Origin of the sequence: Clostridium sartagoforme, from assembly GCF_039521405.1 — a bacterium.
In the GTDB taxonomy this organism is placed as follows: Bacteria; Bacillota; Clostridia; order Clostridiales; family Clostridiaceae; genus Clostridium; species Clostridium sartagoforme.
On record NZ_BAAACH010000039.1, the window covers coordinates 91,659 to 116,962 of the forward strand.

The 25,304-nt window shown below is 29.6% G+C and carries 18 protein-coding genes; all 18 read left to right on the forward strand.

Translation table 11 applies throughout. The annotated features are described in order from the left end of the window. The first annotated feature begins 101 nt into the window (after positions 1–101). The 18 genes from hrcA to era all read left to right on the forward strand — a co-directional run bounded on the left by hrcA (position 102) and on the right by era (position 25,302). Positions 102–1,133, forward strand: a complete 1,032-nt coding sequence (gene hrcA, locus ABDZ60_RS17645) for a heat-inducible transcriptional repressor HrcA (protein ID WP_016207175.1) — start codon at positions 102–104, stop codon at positions 1,131–1,133. Positions 1,134–1,151: 18 nt separating this feature from the next. Then, on the forward strand, positions 1,152–1,766 hold the full coding sequence (gene grpE / locus ABDZ60_RS17650) for a nucleotide exchange factor GrpE (RefSeq protein WP_016207174.1): 615 nt from the start codon (positions 1,152–1,154) through the stop codon (positions 1,764–1,766). A 56-nt stretch (positions 1,767–1,822) separates the two neighbouring features. Further along, a complete protein-coding gene (gene dnaK / locus ABDZ60_RS17655) occupies positions 1,823–3,679 on the forward strand; it encodes a molecular chaperone DnaK (protein WP_016207173.1) in 1,857 nt (618 codons plus the stop codon). Between the two features lie 110 nt (positions 3,680–3,789). After that, positions 3,790–4,914: a molecular chaperone DnaJ gene (gene dnaJ / locus ABDZ60_RS17660; RefSeq protein WP_343779955.1), complete on the forward strand. Its 1,125-nt coding sequence runs from the start codon at positions 3,790–3,792 to the stop codon at positions 4,912–4,914. 642 nt (positions 4,915–5,556) lie between these two features. Further along, positions 5,557–7,107 carry a nitrite/sulfite reductase gene (locus tag ABDZ60_RS17665; RefSeq protein ID WP_343779957.1) on the forward strand — a complete coding sequence of 517 codons (1,551 nt, stop codon included), beginning with the start codon at positions 5,557–5,559 and terminating at the stop codon, positions 7,105–7,107. Positions 7,108–7,389: 282 nt separating this feature from the next. Further along, entirely contained in the window at positions 7,390–7,887 is a 498-nt protein-coding gene (gene tpx / locus ABDZ60_RS17670) for a thiol peroxidase (protein WP_047000353.1), read from the forward strand. 310 nt (positions 7,888–8,197) lie between these two features. Next, a complete protein-coding gene (locus ABDZ60_RS17675) occupies positions 8,198–14,740 on the forward strand; it encodes a glycoside hydrolase family 2 TIM barrel-domain containing protein (protein ID WP_343779960.1) in 6,543 nt (2,180 codons plus the stop codon). Positions 14,741–15,017: 277 nt separating this feature from the next. Beyond that, positions 15,018–15,959 (forward strand): 50S ribosomal protein L11 methyltransferase, encoded by a 942-nt coding sequence (prmA, locus tag ABDZ60_RS17680; RefSeq protein WP_016207168.1) that lies wholly within the window; start codon positions 15,018–15,020, stop codon positions 15,957–15,959. Positions 15,960–15,978: 19 nt separating this feature from the next. Continuing rightward, a complete protein-coding gene (locus tag ABDZ60_RS17685) occupies positions 15,979–16,731 on the forward strand; it encodes an RsmE family RNA methyltransferase (RefSeq protein ID WP_343779964.1) in 753 nt (250 codons plus the stop codon). A gap of 2 nt (positions 16,732–16,733) precedes the next feature. Further along, on the forward strand, positions 16,734–18,038 hold the full coding sequence (mtaB, locus tag ABDZ60_RS17690; RefSeq protein WP_343779966.1) for a tRNA (N(6)-L-threonylcarbamoyladenosine(37)-C(2))-methylthiotransferase MtaB: 1,305 nt from the start codon (positions 16,734–16,736) through the stop codon (positions 18,036–18,038). Between the two features lie 185 nt (positions 18,039–18,223). Next, positions 18,224–18,565 (forward strand): histidine triad nucleotide-binding protein, encoded by a 342-nt coding sequence (locus ABDZ60_RS17695; RefSeq protein ID WP_047000362.1) that lies wholly within the window; start codon positions 18,224–18,226, stop codon positions 18,563–18,565. Positions 18,566–18,682: 117 nt separating this feature from the next. Next, entirely contained in the window at positions 18,683–18,859 is a 177-nt protein-coding gene (gene rpsU / locus ABDZ60_RS17700; protein WP_003441547.1) for a 30S ribosomal protein S21, read from the forward strand. Between the two features lie 629 nt (positions 18,860–19,488). Further along, entirely contained in the window at positions 19,489–19,767 is a 279-nt protein-coding gene (gene yqfC, locus ABDZ60_RS17705) for a sporulation protein YqfC (protein ID WP_343779970.1), read from the forward strand. A 1-nt stretch (position 19,768) separates the two neighbouring features. Beyond that, on the forward strand, positions 19,769–20,908 hold the full coding sequence (yqfD, locus tag ABDZ60_RS17710; RefSeq protein ID WP_343779972.1) for a sporulation protein YqfD: 1,140 nt from the start codon (positions 19,769–19,771) through the stop codon (positions 20,906–20,908). 24 nt (positions 20,909–20,932) lie between these two features. Continuing rightward, a complete protein-coding gene (locus ABDZ60_RS17715; protein ID WP_343779974.1) occupies positions 20,933–22,999 on the forward strand; it encodes an HD family phosphohydrolase in 2,067 nt (688 codons plus the stop codon). A gap of 80 nt (positions 23,000–23,079) precedes the next feature. Continuing rightward, a complete protein-coding gene (gene ybeY, locus ABDZ60_RS17720) occupies positions 23,080–23,580 on the forward strand; it encodes an rRNA maturation RNase YbeY (protein WP_343779977.1) in 501 nt (166 codons plus the stop codon). 23 nt (positions 23,581–23,603) lie between these two features. Beyond that, on the forward strand, positions 23,604–24,305 hold the full coding sequence (locus ABDZ60_RS17725; RefSeq protein ID WP_016207160.1) for a diacylglycerol kinase: 702 nt from the start codon (positions 23,604–23,606) through the stop codon (positions 24,303–24,305). A gap of 106 nt (positions 24,306–24,411) precedes the next feature. Beyond that, positions 24,412–25,302, forward strand: a complete 891-nt coding sequence (gene era, locus ABDZ60_RS17730; RefSeq protein WP_016207159.1) for a GTPase Era — start codon at positions 24,412–24,414, stop codon at positions 25,300–25,302. Positions 25,303–25,304 lie beyond the last annotated feature (2 nt).

A 25,304-nucleotide genomic window follows, 5' to 3' on the forward strand; every position in this document is an offset into this window, starting at 1 on the left:
TATACTTTAATGGAATTGACAAAAAAGTTAATAAGGAATATATTGATAATGTAGTCATTAGCACTCGACAATAATGAGTGCTAACAGATAGAGGTGATGTAATGGCTATTGATGAAAGAAAAATAAAGATACTTCAGGCTATCATTAATGACTATATCATGACAGGTGAACCAGTTGGTTCAAGAACAATAGCTAAGAAATATGATTTAGGAGTTGGATCAGCAACAATAAGAAATGAAATGGCTGATTTAGAAGAATTGGGTTATCTAGAGCAACCACATACTTCTGCAGGAAGAATACCTTCAAATAAGGGTTATAGATTATATGTAGATAAATTAATGGAAACAGGTAGATTAACTCGAGAAGAAGAACTGAAAATTAAAGAATACATTATAAATTCCGCAATGTATGAGGTTGATAAGATAGTGAAGCAAGCTTGCTCATTATTATCAGAGCTGACTAATTTAACTACTGTAGTACAGACACCTTCTGTAAGAAGTAGTTATATAAAGTCTATTCAATTACTTGCTATTGATAGTCATAATTTGGTTTCAGTAATAGTAGCAGACAGTGGGGTTATTAAAAATCACAGGATAAGAGTAAATAATATGCCAGAGCCTGAAACTATTCAAATGATAAATGGAGTCTTAAATATGAGACTAAGGAATTTAACTATTGAAGAAATAAATCTGGAGGTAATAAATAATCTTAAGCTAGAATTAAAGGGCTTTGACGAACTCTTTAATGGAATATTACCAGCTTTATATGAAACCTTAAAGGAATCTAATAACACAGAAGTATTTGTTGAAGGTACAACAAATATATTTAATTATCCTGAGTATAATAATATTGAAAAGGCTAAAGAAATTCTTTCACTAATAAGTGATAAAGATAGTTTAATAGATTTAATAGAGCCTAGTAGTGAAATAACTATTAGAATAGGTGAAGAAAATTATTTTCCAGAGGCAAAGGATTGCTCCATTATATCCGCTGAATATTCTCTAGATGGAAGACCCATTGGAAAAATTGGTTTAATTGGACCAAAGAGAATAAATTATTCAAAAGTAATAGCAATTATGGGGCAAGTAATGAAAGAGTTAAATAAAAGCTTAAGAAACCAAATTATAGAATAAAAGAGATGAGGTGTTGTTGTGGAAGATAACAAGGAAGTAATAGAAGAATTAGAAAATGATGAAACAGAAACAATTGAAACAGAAAATAATGAAGATATAAATTCTAGTACTGAGTCAGAAACAGATCAATCTTCAGAAGATATAGTTGAAGAAAATAATGAGAAGGAAAATGAACTCGATATTATGAGAAAATTAAAAGATGAAAATAAGAAATTAACTAATGAAGTAGAGGCTTTAAAAGAAAGATTACTTAGAATATCAGCTGAATATGATAACTATAGAAAAAGAACAACTAAAGAAAAAGAAGGAATTTATACAGATGCATGTACAGATGTATTAAAGGAAATGATTCCAGTATTAGACACTCTAGAAAGAGCAGTAGCTGTTGATGGAAGTGTTGAAGATTTTAAAAAGGGAATAGATATGACTATAAAAGGCTTTAAAAGTTCCTTTGAAAAATTAGGTGTTGAAGAAATTGATGCAACTGGTGAATTTGATCCAAACCTTCATCAAGCAGTTATGCATATTCAAGACGAATCTCTTGGAAATAATTTAGTTACTGAAGTATTTCAGAAGGGATATAAAAGAGGCGATAAGATAATTAGATATACAATGGTAAAAGTAGTAAATTAGCAATGATATTAACTAAACTTATAAATTTAAAAGAAGTTTTTAGGAGGAAATAAATTATGGGAAAAATAATAGGAATCGATTTAGGAACAACTAACTCTTGCGTAGCAGTTATGGAAGGTGGAGAACCAGTAGTAATAAGTAATTCAGAAGGTTCAAGAACTACTCCTTCAGTAGTTTCATTCCAAGCAAATGGAGAAAGATTAGTAGGGCAAGTAGCTAAAAGACAAGCAATTACAAACCCAGATAAAACAATAATATCAATTAAGAGACATATGGGAACAAATTATAAAGTTAATATAGATGGAAAAGATCATTCACCACAAGAAATATCAGCAATGGTACTTCAAAAAATTAAGGCTGATGCAGAAGCTTATTTAGGTGAAAGTGTAACACAAGCAGTTATTACAGTTCCTGCGTACTTTAATGATTCAGAAAGACAAGCAACTAAAGACGCTGGTAAAATAGCTGGATTAGAAGTATTAAGAATAATCAATGAACCTACAGCAGCAGCTTTAGCTTATGGTTTAGACAAAATGGATACTAACCAAAAAATATTTGTTTATGACCTAGGTGGTGGTACATTTGACGTATCTATACTAGAACTTGGTGATGGTGTATTTGAAGTTTTATCAACAAACGGAGATACTAAACTAGGTGGAGATGACTTCGACCAAAGAGTAATGGATCATATTGCAGATACATTTAAGGCAGAAAATGGCATAGATTTAAGAAATGATAAAATGGCTCTTCAAAGATTAAAAGAAGCAGCTGAAAAGGCTAAAATAGAATTATCATCATCAATGCAAACAAACATTAACTTACCATTTATAACAGCTGATGCAACAGGTCCAAAGCATATAGACATGAATTTAACTAGAGCTAAATTCAACGAAATTACACATGATTTAGTTCAAAGATCAATTGAGCCAATGAAAAAAGCTTTATCAGATGCTAACCTTTCATTAAGTGAAATCAATAAAGTAATATTAGTTGGTGGATCAACAAGAATACCAGCTGTTGTAGAAGCAGTTAAAAACTTTACTGGCAAAGAACCTTCAAAAGGAGTAAATCCAGACGAATGTGTTGCAGTTGGAGCAGCAATTCAAGCAGGTGTATTAACTGGGGAAGTTAAGGATGTATTATTACTAGATGTTACTCCATTAACATTAGGAATTGAAACATTAGGTGGAGTTGCTACACCACTTATTGAAAGAAATACTACAATTCCAGCTAAGAAGAGTCAAACATTCTCAACTGCAGCAGATGGTCAAACATCAGTTGAAATTCACGTAGTTCAAGGTGAAAGACAAATGGCAGCTGATAATAAGACATTAGGTAGATTTACATTATCAGGTATTGCACCAGCTCCAAGAGGAATTCCTCAAATTGAAGTTACATTTGATATAGATGCAAATGGATTAGTTAAAGTATCAGCAGTTGATAAAGCAACTAATAAAGAAGCTAATATAACTATTACAGCTTCAACTAACTTAAGTGAATCAGAAGTTGAAGCAGCAGTAAAAGAAGCAGAAAGATTTGCTGAAGAAGATAAGAAGAGAAAAGAAAAAATAGAAGTTAAAAATAATGCAGACCAAGTTGCTTATCAAACAACTAAAACTTTAGAAGAACTTGGTGATAAGGTAACAGCTGATGATAAAGCTAAAATCCAAGCTAAGCTTGATGAATTAAACAAAGTAAAAGATGGTGAAGATTTAGAAGCTATAAAGAAAGCTATGGATGAATTAAACCAAGAATTCTATGCAGTATCATCAAAGATATATGCTGATGCAAATGCAAATGGTGCAGCAGGTGCTGGATTTGATCCAAACAACATGGGAGGAGCAGGTACAAGTGAGGCTCCACATGATGACAATGTTGTAGATGCAGACTTTGAAGTTAAAGATGATAAATAATATCTTTAATATATAAATAATTGCAACTAATCAGTCTAATATATATAATATATAGAGGGAAGGCATAAGTCGTCTTCCCTTTTATAAAGTAAAAAATGGTGGTGAAATAGATGGCAAATAAAGACTATTATGCATCCCTTGGATTGGAAAAGGGAGCTTCTGACGAAGAAATAAAAAAGGCCTTTAGAAAGCTAGCTATAAAATATCATCCTGACAAAAATCAAGGAAATAAAGAAGCAGAAGATAAGTTTAAGGAAATAAATGAAGCTTATCAAGTGCTTTCAGATCCTGAGAAAAAGGCAAGATATGATCAGTTTGGAACAGCCGATTTTGATGGAAGTGGATTTGGTTCAGGTGGATTTGGTGGTTTTGACTTTTCTGATATGGGTGGTTTTGGAGATATATTTGACAGTTTCTTTGGTGGTGGCGGTAGTAGAAGAAGAAATGGCCCACAAAGAGGTGCAGATTTAGAGTATACAATTAATTTAACCTTTGAAGAAGCAGTATTTGGAGTGGAAAAGGAAATTTCTATAAATAGAAGTGAAACTTGTGATTCATGTAGTGGTAGTGGAGCCAAAGCAGGTACATCAGCTAAAACTTGTCCAACATGTAATGGTCAAGGGCAAGTTAGAGTACAAAGACAAACACCTTTAGGAAGTTTCGTAAGTACTTCAACATGTACTACTTGTGGTGGTAGTGGTAAAGTTATAGAAGAACCATGTACTACATGTAAAGGTAAGGGAAATGTTAGAAAAAATAGAAAAATAAATGTAGATATTCCAGCTGGAGTTGATACTGGAAATGTAATGCCTCTAAGGGGCCAAGGAGATCATGGAGCAAACAATGGTCCAGCAGGGGATCTATATGTTAGAATTAATGTGGCTCCATCTAAGAAATTTACAAGAAAAGGAAATGATATTTATATCGATACTCATATTTCTATGGGGAAAGCAACTTTAGGTACTGAAATAACAGTAGCTACTGTAGATGGAGATGTAAAATATACAATTCCAGCAGGAACTCAATCAGGAACTTTATTTAGATTAAAAGGTAAGGGAGTTCCAAAAGTAAATTCATCTGGAAGAGGAGATCAATACGTTAAAGTTATAGTTGATATTCCTAAGAGTCTAAATGAAAAGCAAAAAGATGCATTAAAGGCATTTATGGAAGCTTGTGGAGAAAATGTTGGGGAAGGAACACCTCATAAAAAAGGGCTTAAAGATTTATTTAAGTAAAAAGAATTAGCATTTTGCTAATTCTTTTTATTTTAAAGGATTATATTGGTATATTATTATAATACTAATTAGATTTAAATTGCGAATATAAAGGCTACGATAAATAGATATGTTTCATAAGCTAAATAGCTACGAAAAGAAGTACTAGGCTCGGAGAACTACTATGCCAAGAGTTTTGGTTAAACTCGCTGCGCTCAGACAAACCAACAACACTAAGGCATAGTAGTTCTTCCTTCACCAAATACTTCTAGTTTCTCGCTATATGCTTATTTCACCGTCTATTTACCTTCGCCAACTTATATTAAGAATTTAAATTAATAATAAATTAAGTTATCGGTAAAAATAATTGGTGAGTGACCTTAAAATTTAGTTAAGTGTAGCCGACTATAATTGAGTTTGTTCCCTGATATCTGATACATTTTACCTAAGAAGCTTGCTTCGCAAAATAAATCTAAAGTTTACATTTAGTACTTGTTACCTGATACCTGTTCCCTGTTACCTAAAAAAATAAAAACAACTGTGCACTGTTCCTTGTGAACTGTGAACTGAAAAATGCTTCGCATTTTATTACAAATATTAAATATATATTATATTTAGTGATATAATTAATATTGTGTAAATTTATTAAAGAGGTGTCGATATATGAATAAGTTAAAAGAAGTTTTATATGGAGAAATAGAGAGTTTCAGGGAAACTGGACATAAGTTCTTTAATGGAGAGCTAAATATTATGCAATTTAAGCATGTTTCTGGAGGCTTTGGAGTGTATGCTCATAAGGGAGGAAAGGAGTTTATGATAAGGCTTAGAATTCCTTCTGGAGTAACTAATGTAAATGAAATGTATAAGGTGTATGAATTCGCAGAAAAGTATAAACTAAGTAATATACATTTTACAACTCGTCAAGCAATTCAATTACATGGATTAAATATAGATGAAATTTGTGATTTAATGATTGAAGCTCTAGATAATGATATATATACAAGGGGCGCAGGAGGAGATTATCCAAGAAACGTAGCTATATCACCATTATCAGGAGTTGATTCAAGTGAGGCTTTTGATGTAACTTCATATGCATTAGCAGTTGGAAATTATTTTTTAGAGAGAATATATACTTATAAATTACCTAGGAAAATTAAGGTTTCCTTTTCAAATACTGAAAGTGATTCAGCACATTGCACAATTCAAGATTTAGGATTTGCTGCAACTGAAAAGGATGGAAAAGAATATTTTGAATTATACTTAGGTGGAGGATTAGGTCAAAATCCTAAAAAGGCAGTTAAATATACAGAGATGATTGAGCCAAAAGAGGTAATTTATTATGTAGAAGCGTTAGTAAGATTATTTATGACTGAAGGGAATTATGAAAATAGAAATAAGGCTCGTATTAGATATATTGTTGAACGTATGGGTGAAGAAGCTTTCTTAGAATGCTACAAAAAACACCTAAAAGAAGTTAAGGAAAATGAAAGTTTAGATATACAAGTTACTAATAAGGTGTATTCTAAAGAGGGTATAGAAATAGATATTAATAATAAAAGGATATTTAAACAAAAACAAAAAGGATTGTATAGTGTTTATGTTCACCCAATTGGTGGTCAACTTGCAGTTGATGACTTAAAAAAGATTTTAGATAAAGTTAAAGACTATAAAGATATAGAAGTTAGGCTAGCAATGACTGAAGGAATTTATTTTAGAAATTTAAATGGTAATGAGGCAATAGAGTTACTAGAGTTAACAGAAAATATGAGTGCAAAGACTGAGTTAGAGCAAAGTGTGTCATGTATTGGAGTACCAACATGTCAAATTGGAATATGTAATAGCCAAGGAACTTTAAAATCAATTATAAATTACTTTAAAGAAAAGGAGTATAGCTTAGATATATTACCAAAAATTTATATATCAGGATGTGGAAATTCTTGTGGAGTACATCAAATTGGATCTATAGGATTTACTGGTAAAAAGAAGAGGGTAGGAGAGAAAATAGAAGAATGCTTTACTTTGTTTATAGGTGGAGAACTTGGAATAGGAAAAACTAAATTAGGTAATTCATATGGAGATATTCCAGAAAATAAAATTCCTGAACTATTATATGAACTTTCTACAAAAATTGAAAGCAGTAAATTAAATTTTAATAAATATTTATTAGATAAAGAACAAGAATTTAGAGAAATAGTGAGTAAATATACAGTATAGAAATTTACATAGGTCTACTTTTTTACTCTTTAAGAAATTATAAAAAATTCATAATGTAGAATAAAAAATTATGATTTCTTCCTTCAGTTGGCAAAAGGTCATATGTAAGCTTGCGTTGACTTGGAGTGGAACGACGGAATAAGAAAACTTACATATGACCTTTTTTTATAAGCTTTCACTTACAAGAAAAATTAGAATGATGATAAATATAATTATCACATATAATTTATAAGATTTTTGGAAAACATAAAATAGAAATCTTAAAGTAAGGAGAAAGATAAAATGAAACAAGTAAAATTTAAAGGATCCCCTATAACTTTAGAAGGCAATACATTAAATGTTGGAGATAAGTTGACAGATTTTACAGTAACAACAAATGATTTAGGTGAATTTAGATTAAAAGATACAAAAGGTATAAGAGTATTTCTTACAGTACCATCAATTGATACACCGGTTTGTGATATGGAAGTAAAAAGATTTAATAAAGAAGTTGATAGCTTAAACGGAGTAACTTGTTATACAATTTCAATGGACTTACCCTTTGCACAAGCAAGATGGTGTGGATTAGAAGGAGTAGAAAAAGTTAAAACATTATCAGATTATAAAAATAAAAGTTTTTCACAAGCAACTGGGACTTATGCAAAAGAGTTAGGATTATTAACAAGAGCATCCTTTGTAGTAGATTCAAATAATACAGTGACATTTGTTGAGTATTTAGATGAAATTACAAGTGAACCAAGTTATGATAAAATTTTTGAAGCTGCTAAAGAAGCAAAATAACATTAGTAAAAAGTATTTGGAAATCCAAATACTTTTTATATTTATAATGAGAATATTAAAATAGTAAAAAAAGTTAATAATTTTGAAGATTTAACTAATAATATCATATGTAAAATATTGGAAAAAGGTATTATAATTAAGTAGGAAATTACCTTAACAAACATGCCTTATTTTGTACTGGGATAGTAAAACCCCAATATTAAACGTTTACCAAGGAGATTTATTTTATAAATATAGAAGTTAGATTTAATTAAATGTTTACTAAGGTGTGTTTGATTTGATAATTTACAATAATTTAGGGAGGTAAAATATGTATCGTAAAAAGAAGAGAATAATATCTCTAAGTGTTTTAGTCACGTTAGTTTTATCTATCTTAGGACAATCAATTCCAATAGATGCAGCAGCAATAGAAACAGTAAATCGAGAAATTACACCATGGAAGGGGGAAAAATGGCCAGAATTAATACAGGCAGAAACAAAACTTGGACCAAATGATAAAAAATTTACTCACAAGGAATATATGGGAATAGATTATACTGATCTCAAAGGTAAAACAGTTAGGGCGGTAGATGTGTTTGGAATAAATAGAGAGGAATCATCTACTTCAACAGTTGCTTATCATGATGTAGAATCAGCTCGTCTTGGTGCTTTGAATTATGAAAAGGAAAGATCAAATTATTATCAGCTATTAACAGGTGAAAATAATGATTGGGATTTAACAGTAGTGCAAAATGCCAGTGAAGCACAGAAGTTCTTAGACAATGGTTTTATGAATTCTAATTATGAATTAGATAATAATGATGGGTGGAAAAATGTTTCTTTACCAGCAAGCTGGACAAGCTATGGCTTCGATTTTCCAATATATACAAATGTGCAAATGCCTTGGCAAAGCAAATATGATCAAAATGTAACCGTTCCAAAAGCACCAGTGAACTATAATCCTGTTGGTTTATATCGTAAGAATTTTGTGTTAAATGAAAATATGATACAAGATAATGGAAGAGTTTATATATCATTTCAAGGTGTAGAATCAGCTTATTATGTATATGTAAATGGTAAGGAAGTTGGATATAGCGAAGATAGTTATAGACCACATGATTTTGATATTACAGATTATCTAAATCCTCAAGGGGAAGAAAATTTATTGGCTGTAAAAGTTCATAAGTTTTGTGATGGTACCTGGATGGAAGATCAAGATATGATTTATGATGGAGGGATATTTAGAGATGTATATCTTAGATCAACTCCTAGTACACATATATATGATTATTCAGTAGTTACTGATTTAGATGAAAATTTTATTAATGCAGAATTAGACTTATCTTTAAAATTAAAAAATTTATCATCAGAAATTTCCTCTAATTATAAAGTTGATGTAAAACTTTTTGATGAAAGTGGAGTTAATATATTAGAAGATGATGAAATGATTATTCCTATATCCAATATAGAATCTAATAAAACAGTAGAAGTAAAAGGGCTTAAAACTATCGTTTCTCCTAAATTATGGTCAGCAGAGAATCCAAATCTATATACATTAGTAATGACATTGAAAGATAGTAGAGGAAGCCATTTAGAAAGTTTATCACAACAGCTTGGATTTAGAGAAATAACATTTACTAGTAGTGCCGTAAACAATAGAACTGATTATAATAGAGTAACTTCATCTTATGATACTATTAGAATAAATGGTCAACCGCTATTATTTAAAGGAACAAATCGTCATGATACTGATCCAGTGTATGGTAAGCATGTTCCAAGAGAAGTTTTAGAAAAAGATGTTGAATTGATGAAACAATTTAATATCAATGCAATTCGTACATCACATTATGGAAATGATGAATACTTATATTACTTAGCGGACAAATATGGCTTATATATGATGGGTGAAACTAATGCAGAATGTCATAGTTTAATGAATAATCAAAATGCAATAGGAACTTATTTAAAACCACTTACAATGGATAGAACAAATACTTCATTCCAAACATTAAAGAATCAAACAGCTATAGTTATGTGGTCAATAGGAAATGAAATGTCTTATAGTAAAAATGGGGCAAATAATTTGTATCCTGAAATGGTATGGTATTTTAAAGATCGTGATAATACGCGCCCTGTTCATAGTGAGGGTTTAGGATCGAATGGGGGAGTAGATACAGATAGTAATATGTATCCAACTGTAGATACTACATGGTCTAGAGCATCAGCATCAACAAATATGCCGTATGTACTTTGTGAATATTCTCATGCTATGGGAAATGCGGTAGGTAATTTAAAAGAATATTGGGATGCTATAAGAAGCTCAGAAAATATGATAGGAGCCTTTGTATGGGACTGGGTGGATCAGTCACGTTTAGCTGAACTACCAAAGCGATATAGCATTAAGGATCAAAGTAGTAATTCTGCTAATGGAGCTGTTTATGGAAGTGGAGTAGCAGTAGATGCAGAAATAGAATCAATAACAGGTAAAGCATATGATGGATATACTATAATTGAATCCCAAAATAATAATTTATATAATAGTGAACTATCAGGAGATAATGCTTCATTTACTTTTGAAGCAATTGTAAAACCAGCATCTACAAATATGAATAGTGTATTACTTTCAAAAGGCGATAATCAAGTTGCCTTAAAGACACAAAGCTCTGGAAGTGGATTAGAATTTTTTGTAGTTACTAATGGAAGTTGGAAAAGTTGTACTGCGAATTTCCCGGAAAATTGGGTTGGAAACTGGCATCAAGTTGCAGGAACTTATGATGGTAGTACTTTAAAGATATTTATTGATGGTGTTCAAGTTGCTTCTAGAGCAGATAAGGTAACTGTTGATTCAACAGAAGCCCCAGTAGCTGTTGGATATGATACAGTAAGAAGTAGAAGTTTTGATGGTGAAATATCAATGGCACGTATATACAAGGATGCATTAACAGCAGATGAACTAAAAGCACAATACAATATTAATCCTGAAATAAGTCCAGATTCATCAAAAGTATTAGTATGGATAGATTATTCAAAAAATATAGAGGAAAGTTCAGATGGCGTTTGGGATTATTATGCATCATCTGATGTATATCAAACTTTTTATAATGAAGAAGCAAATGGAAAATTCTATGGTTATGGTGGAGACTGGGGAGATACTCCAAACGATGGAGACTTCTGTAATAATGGATTAATATCAGCTGATAGAACAGTTCAACCAGAGTTATATGAAGTAAAATATCAATATCAAAGTTTCTGGTTTAAAGCCAATGAGAATGAAGTTGCTACAAGAAAAATTAATGTTTACAATGAAAACAATTTCAAAAATCTTAATGAATATAATCTTAATTGGCAATTATTAGAGGATGGTCAAGTAATTGATAGCGGTGTAATGGCTGATGTAAATGTTGCGCCTAAAGAAAGCAAGGCAATAAATATACCATATAATATGCCAGAGCAAATTAAAGCAGGTTCAGAATATTATTTAAATATTTTTGTAACATTAAAGGAAGATACTTTATGGGGAAAAGCTGGTCATGAAGTTTCACATGAGCAATTTGAAGTAGCTGCTAATGTGCCGAAGGCAGCTCCAGTTATTTCAGAAAAAGATATTGATGTAGAGGAAAAAGAATCAGAGTTTTTAGTATCAGGAGAAAACTTCTCTTTTAATATAGACAAGACAACAGGATTAATGAATAACTATGTTTATAATGGAGAAGTATTAATTGAAGAAGGACCTACTCCAAACTTCTGGAGATCTCCAATAAGTAACGATAATGGTAACTATGATGGCACTTGGAAAAATGCAAACCAAAATATAACTGTTAATAGTATAAATGTAGGTAAGTCTGAAGATGGAAGAACTGTAATTACAAGTGATTTAGTATTAAATAACGCAAAAGGAGCAACAGAAAAAATTATATATACTATAAATGGAACTGGAGAAATAACTGTTAATCTTACAACAGATGCAACCAAAACAAGTATGGGAAGATATTTGAAAGTAGGATCAACAATGACTTTACCAGAAAATTATGAAGATGTAACTTGGTATGGAAATGGACCAATAGAATCTTATCAAGATAGAAACACTTCTTCAATTGTGGGAGTTTATGAAAATACTGTATCAAATTTCTTCTATCCATTTTTGAAAACTCAGGATTCAGGAAACTTGACAGGAGTTAAATGGATTAGCTTAAAGAATTCAAATACTAATAATGCATTATTAGTAACTAGCAAGGAATTACTTGAAGCCAGTGCGTTACATTTTACAGCTCAAGACTTAAGTAATACAAGACATCCATATGAATTAGGGTCTCCAAGAAAAGAAACAATATTATCAGTAGATTATGTATCACAAGGTAATGGAAATAAGAGTTGTGGACCAGATACACTACCACAATACAGAGTAAATAATGATAAAGCATATAATTATGAATATACAATTGTTCCATATACAACAGATAAGTCACCAATGGAATTAAGTAAAGGATGGAGAGATGTTAAAGGCTTTGACGAAAAAGAAATATCAAAAGAAATTAAGGATTTAGTAGTATATTCATATTCTCAATATGATGATATAATGGGCCTTAAATTTAAATATGATAATTTAAGCGAAGAACAAAAACAAATAGTTGGAGAAGATCTTAAAAATAAGCTTGTAAGAGCAGTAGAAGATGTAGAAGCAATTAATGGAAAAGCTCCAGCATATATAGAAGACAAGAGTAAAAATAAAATAAATCCTATTATTATGAAAAGTGCTACTTTAGTCACAGATGATATTAGCGGTATTAAGCTAAATGGAAGATTAGAGCTTGCTAATAATAAGGGAGAAAATGAAGAAGATATATTTGACTCAATATTTAAAGGTAAACAAGCATTTACAACTGAAACATGGGTAATGCCTACTGGTAGTGGTAAAGACTACAATATGATTATAGGCAAAGGAGATAGTAGTTTTGGTTTAAGGACCAGGGATGGTAGTTCAGGAAAAATATCTGTAGATATTTTTGTCAAATCTACAGATAATAAATGGTACACAAAAGAAGCTATTATTGATGTTCCGTCAAATTGGATAGGAAATTGGCATCAAGTGGTAGGAAGTTATGATGGTAATATATTATCAGTATATCTTGATGGAAATTTACTTGGAACAGCTCCAGTTTCAGCAAATGGTGTTGTACAAAATGATCAATCCTTATGGCTTGGATATTGTCCAGAAACAAATAGAACAAGTGATTACAAATTTGCAAGTTCCAGAGTTTACTCTAAAGCGTTGACAGAAGAAGAAGTAAAAGCACAAAAAAATGCATTTGAAAATAAAGAAAATGAATATGCAATTAATCCAGAAGATAATTCAGTTGTTATGTGGTTGGATATGAAGGACTTAGTGGTTCCAGGAATAAATTCTGAAGAAGCTAATAAATCATTATTAACTAATTTATATAATGATTTAAAGAATAAGACAAAAGAGGACTATACAGAAGAAAGTTGGAATAACTTTACTGAGGCGCTTACTGAGGCAAAAGCTATACTTGATAATAAGTATGTACAACAAAGGGAAGTTGACGAAGCATTTAATAAATTAACCCTAGCAGCAAGTATGTTAGAATATGCGGTTGACAAGGAAACTTTAGCAGGAACAATAGAGATTGCAAAAGAGAAATTACAAAACCAAGATAGCTTCACACCTGCATCAGTAGAAAGTTTGAAAAGGGCAATTGAAAAAGCAGAGGGAATCCTAAATAATAACGAAGCTACTCAAGAAGATGTTAATAGTATGGTTGAAGAATTACTTGAAGCAATGATAAACCTAGTTGATAGAGCTGATAATTCATCATTAGTAAGCATTATAAATACAGGAGAAGCTTTAATAAAATATAAAGATAAATATACTAGTTCATCATGGGATAAATTTATAGTAGCTTTAAATAATGCAAAATTAATTGCAGAAAACGGAGATGCTACAGAAAATGATATAAGTAAGGCTAAGGATGAGCTTGGAGAAGCTATGGTGAATTTAGTATTTAGAGCAAATAAAACATCTTTAGAAACAGTTTTAGGTGTAGCAAATAAAGTCCTTTCTAATATTGGGTCATATAAGCCTATAACAGTTGAGGGTCTAGAAGCTATAGTTAAGGAAGCTCAACTAATAATTGAGAAAGATGATGCTAATCAACAGGAAGTTGATAGAATAACTAAAACCTTATTAGATGCAGTTTCTAAGGTATCTATAAAAGCTAATAAAGAAAATCTAATAAATGTAATAAATAAATTAGAGCAAACAGACTTAACAATTTATACAAAAGCAAGTTCTAAGGAATTAATTGATTTACTAGAGAAGTCAGATGAAATATTAAAAGACGAAAATATTGAACAATCAAAGGTAGATGAATTACAAGTTAATATTAATTTAGCAATAAATAAATTAGTATTGAAGGGAGATAAAACAGAATTAAATGCAAAAATAGTTTCAGCAGAGAATTTAGATAAAGAAAAATACACAACTTCTAGTTGGAATGTATTATCACAATCTTTAGTTAATGCAAAAGATGTAGTGGATAATCAAGATGCAGATCAAAAAACTGTTGATGAAGCATTAGTTTCTTTAAACAATGCAATTAAAGGTTTAATCACAAAAACTGATGAAGATAATACAAACAATAATGGTGGAAACAATAATAATGGTGGAAATAATAACAATGGCGGAAGTAACAATCAAAATAATAACAATGGAAGCAATAATCAAAATGGAAAAGGTGATGATTTACCTGAAACCGGAGGAACAAACTCTTCATATGTAATAATACTAGCTATAAGTATAATGATAGCTGGAGGTATCCTTACAAATAAGAGAAAGAAAGATGCAACCAATAATTAAGAGCATATAATATTTAAGGAGAAGCCGAAAGGCTTCTTCTTTTTTGAATTCGCTAATAAGGTATGTAAATTTAAAAATAGAAATATATTTGAATTTATTATATTATAGATATAATGGCTATTTATTATAAATTCTATATTTATAATTTGTACAATCGAAAATAATATAAATATATGCAAAGATAAATAGATTTTGATTAAATAAAATATTTACTATTGTAGTGAAGACGTGTAAAATAATAAATTAGTCAAAGTATGTTAGAAAGGACTGAATTTAAATGCAAGGAACTTGGATAGAAGTTAGAGTTATAACTAAAAGTGAAGCACTAGAACCTGTTTCAGGAATATTTTATGGATTAGATTGCAAGGGGGTTGCAATTGAAGACCCAAATGACATATTAGAAAGAGAACAAGGTCCATTAACTTGGGATTTTGCAGATATAAACGTATTAGAGCATAAAGGTAAAGTAGCAGTTGTTAAAGCTTATTTTTCAGAGGAAGATAATATAAATGAAATATTAACGTACATAAATGAAAAAATGGATGAACTTAAAGAGCTTGGAATTGATACAGGATTAGCTAAAGTAGAAAGTGAAAAAATGTTTGAAGAAGATTGGGCTAATAACTGGAAAAAGTATTATAAACCAACTAAAGTAGGGGAAAAAATAGTTGTGAAACCTATATGGGAAGAATACCAAGAGCAAGGAGACGAAAAAGTAATAGAACTTGATCCGGGTATGGCATTTGGAACAGGGACACATGAAACAACAAGAATGTGCATTCAATCATTAGAAGAATATGTAAAAGCTGATAGCACTGTTTTTGACGTTGGATGTGGCTCAGGGATACTTGCTATAGCTGCAGCTAAACTTGGAGCTAAAATGGCAGTAGGGGTTGATTTAGATCCGGTTGCTGTTGAGTCTGCAAAAGAAAATGTTGGATATAACAATTTAGATAATATACAAATACTTTATGGTAATTTAGTAGAAGTAATTGATGGAAAAGCAGATATAGTAGTTGCTAATATAATAGCAGAAGTTATATGCATTTTAACAGAAGATGTAAAAAGAGTTTTAAAAGATAATGGATACTTTATTACTTCAGGAATAATACATGACAGAGTAGAGATGGTTACTAAAAAGCTTGAAGAAACTGGTTTTGAAGTAATCGAAATAAATAAAGATGGGGAATGGAACTGTATAGTTGCAAAAGTAAGATAAGTTTTAAGGAGAATGAACAATGCATAAATTTTTTACTCCTAAAGAAAATTTTATAGAAAATAAAGCAAAAATATTAGGTGATGATGTAAAACATTTATATAAAGTACTAAGGCTAAATGAAGGGGATAAAATAGTTTTAAATAATTGTGATGGAGAAGAATTCACAGGTGTTATATCAATAATAACTAAACAAGAAGTCATTGTTGATATAATAGAAAAACTTCAAGTAAACAATGAAAGTAATGTGAAGATATATTTGTTTCAAGGATTACCGAAAGCACAAAAGATGGATTTAATAGTGCAAAAAGGTACTGAACTTGGAATTACTGAGTTTATACCAACCCTAACAGATAGAGTTGATATAAAGTTAAAAGGTGATTTTAAAAAGCTAGATAGGCTTAATAGAATAGCTTTAGAAGCAGCTAAACAAAGCAAGAGAAGCTTAATACCAAATGTAGTAGATCCAATGAGTTTTGATGATGCTATAAATAAAATGAAGAGTTTAGATATAGTTATAGTTCCATATGAAAATGCAGAAAATTTTGGAATTAAAACTTTATTTAGTAATACTGATATTGATAAATCTAAAATTAAAACTGTGGGGATACTAGTTGGGCCAGAAGGCGGTTTTGAATTAGATGAAATAAATAAACTACAAGAAAATGGAGCTTATATAGTAACTTTGGGAAGTAGAATACTTAGAACAGAGACAGCAGGTTTTGTAGCTACTTCTTTAGTTCAGTATGAGCTAGGAGATTTAGGAGGAAATTAATAATGAAAGTTGCATTTTCTACATTAGGATGTAGAGTTAATGTATATGAATCAGAAGCAATGGCTGAAAAGTTCATAAGAGAAGGTTATGAAGTTGTAGATGCTAGTGAGGCAGCTGATGTATATGTGATAAATACTTGTACTGTTACTAATATGGGTGACAAAAAATCAAGACAAATTATAAGTAGAGCAAGAAGATTAAATGAAAATTCTATAATAGCAGTTGTTGGTTGTTATTCGCAAATAGCACCAAAAGAAGTTTCAGAAATACCGGGAGTAGATGTAGTTCTTGGTACAAGAAACAAAGGTGATGTTGTGTACTATGTAAATAAGGCTAAAGACGAAGGAAAGTCACAAGTTCATGTTGAAGGAGTACTTAAGAATAAAAAGTTTGAAGAACTTAACATAGAAGAGTACCAAGATAAGACAAGAGCATTCTTAAAAATACAAGATGGATGTAATAGATTTTGTACATATTGTATAATTCCATATTCAAGGGGATCAGTATGTTCAAAAGATCCTAAAAAGGTATTGGAAGAAGTTAACAAATTAGCAGAACATGGCTTTAAAGAAATAATTTTATCAGGAATACACACTGCTTCTTATGGATTGGATTTAGAAGGAAATGTTAATTTAATAGATATAATAGAAGAAATAGAAAAAGTTGAAGGAATAGAAAGAATAAGAATAGGATCAATTGAACCTGCATTCTTTACTCCTGAAGTTATAGAAAAAATAAAGAAATTTAAAAAGTTATGTCCACATTTTCATTTATCATTACAAAGTGGGTGTGACTCTACACTTAAGAGAATGAATAGAAGATATACAGCACAAGAATATGCTGATTCAGTAGAATTGCTAAGAGAAACTATGCCAGATGTTTCTATAACTACAGATGTTATAGTAGGTTTTCCAGGCGAGACAGAAGAAGAGTTTAATGAAACATATGAGTTCTTAAAAAATATTAAACTTACTAAAACTCATGTATTTAAATATAGTCCAAGAAAAGGAACTAAAGCTTCAGATATGCAAGATCAAATTGATGGAAGTATAAAGGAAAAAAGAAGCAAGTTATTAATTGAGTTAAGCAATAAAAATGAAAAAGAATTTATAGAGAAATTTATAGGCACAGAAATGGATGTACTTATAGAAACGGAAGCTAAGGGACAAGAGGGGATGTATGAAGGGTATACAAGAAATTATATAAAGGTTCAGGTTCCTTGTTCATGTGCAGACGTTACTGGTAAAATAGTTGATATAGAAATAACTAAAGTAGAAAATGAATATGGAATAGCAAAACTTTTATAAAAAACTATTCAGTACACTGTGAGCTAGAAATATTGTTTTGAAAAATAAAACAATATACTATATTAATTACTTGATATATTATATAATAATAAAATATTAATAATATTTAAAAATAATTGTAAGATAATAAAAAAACAAAGTTATTACTTAATGACTATTATCAATTAAAGGAACGGGGTGAATTTATGGATTGTATTTTTTGTAAAATAGCAAATGGTGAAATACCAAGTAAAAAAATATATGAGGATGAAAAGGTAATCGCGTTTCATGATATTAGTCCTGAAGCTCCTATTCATTTTCTAGTTATACCTAAGGATCATATACAAAGTGTAAATGAAATAAGTGAAGAAAATGCAAATATTATTTCACATATTTTCTTAGTTATTAATAAACTAGTAAGAGAGTTAAATATTGAGAAAACTGGATATAGAGTAGTGAATAACTGTGGAAAAGATGGTGGGCAAAGTGTAAATCATATACATTTTCATGTCTTAGGGCAAAGGGAATTAAAATGGCCACCAGGTTAAAGTTTTTTATCTAGATGTTGACTTTAAGGTATGCCTATTGTATAATATAGCGTGTGTTATTAAGCCCGTAGCTGAGTTAAATTAATTAATTTGAGCTAGCGGAGGGAGGGATAATAGATGTCAGAAATAAAAGTTGGAGAAAATGAAACACTTGAAAGTGCATTAAGAAGATTTAAGAGAAAATGTGCTAGAGCTGGAGTTCTTTCAGAAGTTAGGAAGAGAGAACACTATGAAAAGCCAAGCGTGAAGAGAAAGAAAAAATCAGAAGCTGCTAGAAAGAGAAAGTTCAAGTAGGAACTATTTTGATTTAAAATTTCAATAGAACTTAATTATTTAAGCTATTATTGGAGAATATACTTATCCAATACTTTAAATATATTATTTTATAATATATTTAGTTGAGGAATATAGTTTTATATTTTATCAAAAATAAGTGTAAGTATTATTATACTTGAATTTAAAGGGGAATAAACAGGATTTAATTAATCGGATTTTCTGAAGAGATAGATCTTGTTAAAGTACCTTCCTCAGCAGTTAAACAAAGAAAAATAAAATTGTTAAATGAACGGCTACACCATCGGTGTTAATAACATTGGATATATATCTAGGCTTTAATAAGCTTAGTATAGGCAGTTAAAGTCAATTTATAATAAGAATATTAACTAATAAATAAAAGCAAAGGAAATTTAATTTCTTTTGCTTTTTTTCTTTTTAAATTTTATTTGATAAAAATATTAATATAGTCTTACTAAACATCAATTATTTATGTGTAATTTTCTTAAGATTCTTATCATAAATTACTATTAGGCACAATCAAACAAATAATAGACCAGTATGTTAGCCTATTTTGCGTAATACTCGTTACATCTTTGGTTTATTATTTATCTTCATGTGCCTTAGAAAAAATATAAGGAGAAAAGATTATGCAAGGAAAGATAGAGAGAAGTAGAGAGATTATAGCAGAAAAATTAGACTTACCTAAAGATATAGTATTAAACGTTCCTAAAATAACGATTATAGGAAATGATGAAATAACAATAGAAAATCATAAAGGAATAGTATTATTTGATAGAAATAGTATAAAGGTAAATACTAAAGTAAAAGTTATTAATATTGAAGGAGAAAACTTTGAAATATTGTATATTGGAGATTCAACAATAACGATTAGTGGAAAATTTAGATCAATTTCATATGAGGTGTAATATGGCAACAGGAGTTTTTGAAAGTGGAAAAGTAGTAGTAGAAGTTAACATATTAAAACCGGAAAGACTTTTAAACATATTATGGAATGAAAATGTAAATGTTATAAATATAAAAAGAATTGATGTAGCAACAATAAGAATATCAATAGATTATAATGATTATGATATACTAGTAGAAGCCGTTAGGAATCTAAATGGGAAAAGTAAAATTGTTTCTAAAACAGGGATATTATTTATTGTAGGAAAACTAAAAAGTAAACTATTCTTAGCAATAGGAGGAATGGTATTTTTAACTATATTATTATATTTATCTACCTACGTATGGAGCATAGAAATTAATACTAAAAAGAATGTCTCTCCATATGAGTTAAGACAGCAATTGTATAGTATAGGTATAAAACCAGGAATAAGTAAAGATGAAATAGATGTAAAAGATATTGAAAAACAGTTAGAAAACATGAATTCAGAAATATTATGGTTAAGGGCAAGAATAGAAGGCTCAACCTTAAAGATATTTATTGAAGAAAAAGTTAATCCACCAGAAATTAAAGAAGGCAAATATGGAAACTTAGTTGCTAAAATGGATGGAGAAGTTAGTAGAGTATATGCTTTTTCAGGAAGGTCTTCAGTTCATATTGGAGATATGGTAAAGGTAGGAGATGTAGTTATTGAAGGAATTAATGGTAAGGAAGAAGATCCTTATCAAGTGGTACCAGATGGGGTAGTTATGGCAAATACTTTTTATGAAAAGAGTATGACTATTAAAGTAGAAGGGACAGAGCTAAAAAGAAGTGGAGAGAAAGATAGTGATATATACGTAGAAGTATTCGGAAAAAAAATTTATCTGAAAAAAGCTATAAAAGATTTTGAAGAGTATGATAAAATAGAAGAGAGTGGAAAAATTATAAAGAAGGCTAATTATTTTGAAAAGAGAGAAATTCCAGTTACATACACAAAAGAAGAGGCGATTGATAGTGCAGTAAATGAATTAGAGGAATCTCTTTATAATAATTTAACTAGAGAAGCTAAAGTGGTTGATAGAATAATAAGCACAAAGGATAGTTCGGATGGAAATATAATAGTAAATGTAGTATTTGTTGTAGAACAAAATATAGTAAATAATGAGCCGATAGATTATTAGAAAAACTATATGGATTAGAGGGTGATGGACTTGTTTTGGAATAAAGAAAAGAAAAAAGATGATATAAAATACAAAAGAGGATTTACTTATCTAACTGTGTTTTTAGTAATATATTTACTTTTATTAACAGTGATTGCACCTAAGAGGCATAATCTTTCAGTTGGAGATATAGCAACTGTAGATATAAAAGCTCCTATTGATACTGTAGATGAAATTGCAACTAAGCAAAAAGAAGAAGAGGCTATGGCTAAAGCAAGAGAAGATAAGCAGTATATAGTTAAAAGTGAGGTAAAAGCTCAAGCAATTGAAAATGTTAATAAATTATTTAATAAGATTGTATCTGAAAATTCTTCTAATAAGGAAGAAAAAGATAAGATAGCTGAAATAAAAAAAATTGAAGAATTTAATTTAACTGATGCTGAGTATAAGATATTAGTTGAGTTAAAGGAAAAGACATCTGAGATACAACATTTGGTAGTAAATGTATTAGAAACAGTTTATAAGGAAGAAATAGAAGAAAATAAATATGAAGATTTATTAGAAGCTAAGTCAATAGCAGATAGTCAATTGTCTAATAGTAATATAGATAGAGACTTAGAGGATGTTTTAAAGAATATATGCCATATTCAAATTAATCCAAATAAATTTGTTGATAATGCAAAAATGGAAGAAGCAGTTAAAGAAGCTCAAAAAAGTGTTCCAAAAGAAATAATAAAGAAAAATCAAATAATAGTAAAAGAAGGGGAGCCAGTAACTGAAAGACAAATAGAAATTTTAAAAGAATTAGGTCTTTTAAATAATGGTACAACAAAGAGTTACTTATTCTCATTTATTTCTTTAGGAATATTAGTTGCTTTAGTATTATTTATTCAATATAGATATATATCTAAAGAAAAGCCTGAAGTATTTAATGACACTAAAATGATCATACTTATAAGTAGTATAAATCTTATAATAATATTGATTTCAATGGGGTTAAATGTAATTTCTCCATATTTAATACCGTTAGTTTGTAGTGCTATGCTTATGACAATATTAATCGATTATAAGATATCCTTAGTTGTAAATTTGTTAAATATAATATTTATAGCTATAATAGTTGGATTTAATCCATCAGTAGTTGTGTTATCAATATTAAGTGTTGTTCTTGGATCAACAGGTCTTAAAAAAGTTCAGCAAAGAAATGATATAATATATTCAACCATTTATATAACTGGAATACTAGCTTTATTATCATTTACTTTAGGTATGATTTCATCAAATAATATAAAAGAAATATTAATACAGACAGGATATACTGCAATAGGCATTTTACTTTCTGGAATATTAGCAGTGGGACTACTTCCATTCTTCGAATCAATATTTGATGTAGTTACTAATATAAAGCTACTAGAATTATCAAACCCAAACCAACCATTAATGAAAAAGTTACTTATGGAGGCACCGGGAACTTATCATCATAGTATGATGGTTGCTAATTTGGCAGAAGCAGCTGCGGAAGTTGTTGGAGGTAATCCAGTTATAGCTAGAGTAGGTGCATATTATCATGATATAGGAAAAACAAAAAGGCCGTATTTCTTTGGAGAAAATCAAATGGGGAAAGAAAATCCACATGATAAAATAACTCCGAATCTAAGCACATTAATAATTTTATCACATACTAAAGATGGCTTAGAAATGGCTAGGGAGCACAAGATTCCTAAAGTAATACAAGATATAATAGAACAGCATCATGGAACAACCTTGGTTAAGTATTTTTATTATAAACTTAAGAATTCATCAGATAGACCAGAAGAAATTAAGGAAGAAGACTTTAGATATCCAGGGCCTATACCATCAAGCAAGGAATCAGGAATATTAATGCTTGCAGATAGTGTAGAAGCATCAGTAAGGTCAATTGGTGAACCGACAAAAGGTAAAATAGAAGAAATGGTGAATAACATAATAAATGATAAACTTAATTCAAGACAACTTGTAAATTGTGATTTAACCTTAAAAGATATAGAAATTATAAGAAAAAGCTTTTTGAAAACTTTAGATGGAATATATCATCATAGAATTGAATATCCTACTGAAAAGAAAGTAAAATAATTAGGAAAATTATAATGACTTTAAAAAGGGAAGGGGATATAACCTTTCCTTTTATTTTTATAAATAAAAAGGAGAAAAAAATGTTATATACAGAAAATAGACAAAATAAATTAGAAGTAACAGAGCAATTTATAAATAAAATAACAGAGGTATGTAATTTTGCATTAAAAGAAGAAGAAGTGTTGTGTGAATATCAAATTTCGCTGTTATTTGTTGATAATAATGAAATAAGGGAAATAAATAAAGAAACAAGAAATATAGATAGAGAAACAGATGTATTATCCTTTCCAATGTTGGATTTTGATTATAAAAAAGTATTTAAGGATATGTACGTAAATTATGTTTTTGATGAAACATATAAAGATGGAGATGAATTAGTATTAGGAGATATGGTATTATCACTAGAAAAGGCTATGGAACAGAGTGTAGAATATGGACATTCTTATGAAAGAGAAGTAAGCTATTTAGTAGTACATTCAATACTTCATTTATTAGGATATGATCATATAGATGAGGATGATAAAAAAATAATGAGAAAAAGAGAAGAAGAAATATTAAATAAATTACGAATTAGAAGATAATACTATAAGTGTGGGGGTATTATATGAAAATAAAAAGGCTAGTAGAGAGCTTTAATTATGCAATATCAGGCGTTTTAGATACTGTTAGAACACAAAGAAATATGAAAATTCATTTGTTTACTGCATTATGTGTACTCTTAGCATGTTTTTTATTGGATGTATCAAAAATAGAATTTCTTATTTTAGCAATTACAATAACATTAGTTCTTGTAGCTGAAATAATTAATACAGCTATAGAAGCAACTATTGATATATCAACTAATTATTATCATCCTTTAGCCAAAATAGCTAAAAATGCAGCAGCAGGAGCTGTATTAGTAACAGCAATAAATGCATTACTTGTAGGATATATAATATTTTGGGATAAGATATCTAATATTTCTTATGATTTAATACATAAAGTAAAAGAATCAGAACCATATATGATATTTATAGCACTAGTATTTGTTACTATTGCAACTTTAATAATTAAAGCTATATTTGGCGAAGGCACACCATTAAGAGGTGGAATGCCTAGCGGGCATAGTGCACTTTCGTTTTCAATTGCTACAGCACTTTCATTAATAACAGAAGAACCAATATGCATAATTCTAAGTTATCTAATGGCTCTTATAACAGCTCAAAGCAGAGTGGATTCTAATGTTCATTCTATATGGGAAGTAATAGTAGGAGCTTTATTTGGAACATTACTTACTTTACTTATATTTGTTATATTTAAATTGTAATGTATCAAGTAGTTGAGTTTACAAAACTTAATAACAATACTTTAATTTTAAGAAAGTAATGATATAATAAAAGACACAACAATTTTATAGGAAATTAGGAGGAAAGATGTTTAAATCAGGATTCGTAACAATAGTAGGTAGGCCAAATGTAGGAAAGTCAACGTTATTAAATCAAATAATGGGAGAAAAACTATCAATAGTATCTAATAAACCACAGACTACTAGAAATAATATACAGACAATATTAACTGGAGAAAATCATCAATTAATCTTTGTAGATACACCAGGAATACATAAACCTAAGCATAAATTAGGAGAGTATATGGTTAATTCCGCTAAAGAATCTATGAAAGAAGTAGATCTTGTATTATTTTTGATTAATCCAGAAGAAGAAATAGGAAGAGGAGATAAATTTATAATAGAAACACTAAAGAATCAAAAAGCACCTGTGTTTTTAGTTGTAAATAAAATTGATGAATTTACTCAAGAAAGAGTAGCTAAAACTCTTCAAATGTATTCCTCAGAAATGGAGTTTAAAGAAATAATACCTATTTCTGCTTTGAAGGGGAAAAATGTAGATAAATTAGTTGAATTAATGATAAATTCAATGCCAGAAGGTCCTAAATATTATCCAGATGACATGATTACAGATGTTCAGGAAAGATTTGTTATTTCAGAAATAGTTAGAGAAAAGGCGTTGAGAACATTAAGAGAAGAAATACCTCATGGAATTGCAGTAGATATAGTACAAATGAAACAAAGCCCAATTGGAACATGGCATATTGAAGTTGATATGCTTTGTGAAAAAGATTCTCATAAAGGAATAATAATAGGGAAAAATGGCCAAAGTCTTAAAAAAATCGGAGAAACAGCAAGATATGAAATAGAAAGATTTTTAAGAAATAAAGTAAATCTAAAGATTTGGGTAAAGGTTAGAAAAGAGTGGAGAGATAATCAAAACCTATTAAAAGAATTGGGGTATAAAAAGGTTAAGTAAAA

Coding starts and splice junctions, on each gene's coding strand:
- hrcA (WP_016207175.1), top strand. CDS start 102: ATGGCTATTGATGAAAGAAAAATAAAGATACTTCAGGCTATCATTAAT.
- dnaK (WP_016207173.1), top strand. CDS start 1,823: ATGGGAAAAATAATAGGAATCGATTTAGGAACAACTAACTCTTGCGTA.
- dnaJ (WP_343779955.1), top strand. CDS start 3,790: ATGGCAAATAAAGACTATTATGCATCCCTTGGATTGGAAAAGGGAGCT.
- ABDZ60_RS17665 (WP_343779957.1), top strand. CDS start 5,557: ATGAATAAGTTAAAAGAAGTTTTATATGGAGAAATAGAGAGTTTCAGG.
- tpx (WP_047000353.1), top strand. CDS start 7,390: ATGAAACAAGTAAAATTTAAAGGATCCCCTATAACTTTAGAAGGCAAT.
- ABDZ60_RS17675 (WP_343779960.1), top strand. CDS start 8,198: ATGTATCGTAAAAAGAAGAGAATAATATCTCTAAGTGTTTTAGTCACG.
- prmA (WP_016207168.1), top strand. CDS start 15,018: ATGCAAGGAACTTGGATAGAAGTTAGAGTTATAACTAAAAGTGAAGCA.
- ABDZ60_RS17685 (WP_343779964.1), top strand. CDS start 15,979: ATGCATAAATTTTTTACTCCTAAAGAAAATTTTATAGAAAATAAAGCA.
- mtaB (WP_343779966.1), top strand. CDS start 16,734: ATGAAAGTTGCATTTTCTACATTAGGATGTAGAGTTAATGTATATGAA.
- ABDZ60_RS17695 (WP_047000362.1), top strand. CDS start 18,224: ATGGATTGTATTTTTTGTAAAATAGCAAATGGTGAAATACCAAGTAAA.
- rpsU (WP_003441547.1), top strand. CDS start 18,683: ATGTCAGAAATAAAAGTTGGAGAAAATGAAACACTTGAAAGTGCATTA.
- yqfC (WP_343779970.1), top strand. CDS start 19,489: ATGCAAGGAAAGATAGAGAGAAGTAGAGAGATTATAGCAGAAAAATTA.
- yqfD (WP_343779972.1), top strand. CDS start 19,769: ATGGCAACAGGAGTTTTTGAAAGTGGAAAAGTAGTAGTAGAAGTTAAC.
- ABDZ60_RS17715 (WP_343779974.1), top strand. CDS start 20,933: ATGGACTTGTTTTGGAATAAAGAAAAGAAAAAAGATGATATAAAATAC.
- ybeY (WP_343779977.1), top strand. CDS start 23,080: ATGTTATATACAGAAAATAGACAAAATAAATTAGAAGTAACAGAGCAA.
- ABDZ60_RS17725 (WP_016207160.1), top strand. CDS start 23,604: ATGAAAATAAAAAGGCTAGTAGAGAGCTTTAATTATGCAATATCAGGC.
- era (WP_016207159.1), top strand. CDS start 24,412: ATGTTTAAATCAGGATTCGTAACAATAGTAGGTAGGCCAAATGTAGGA.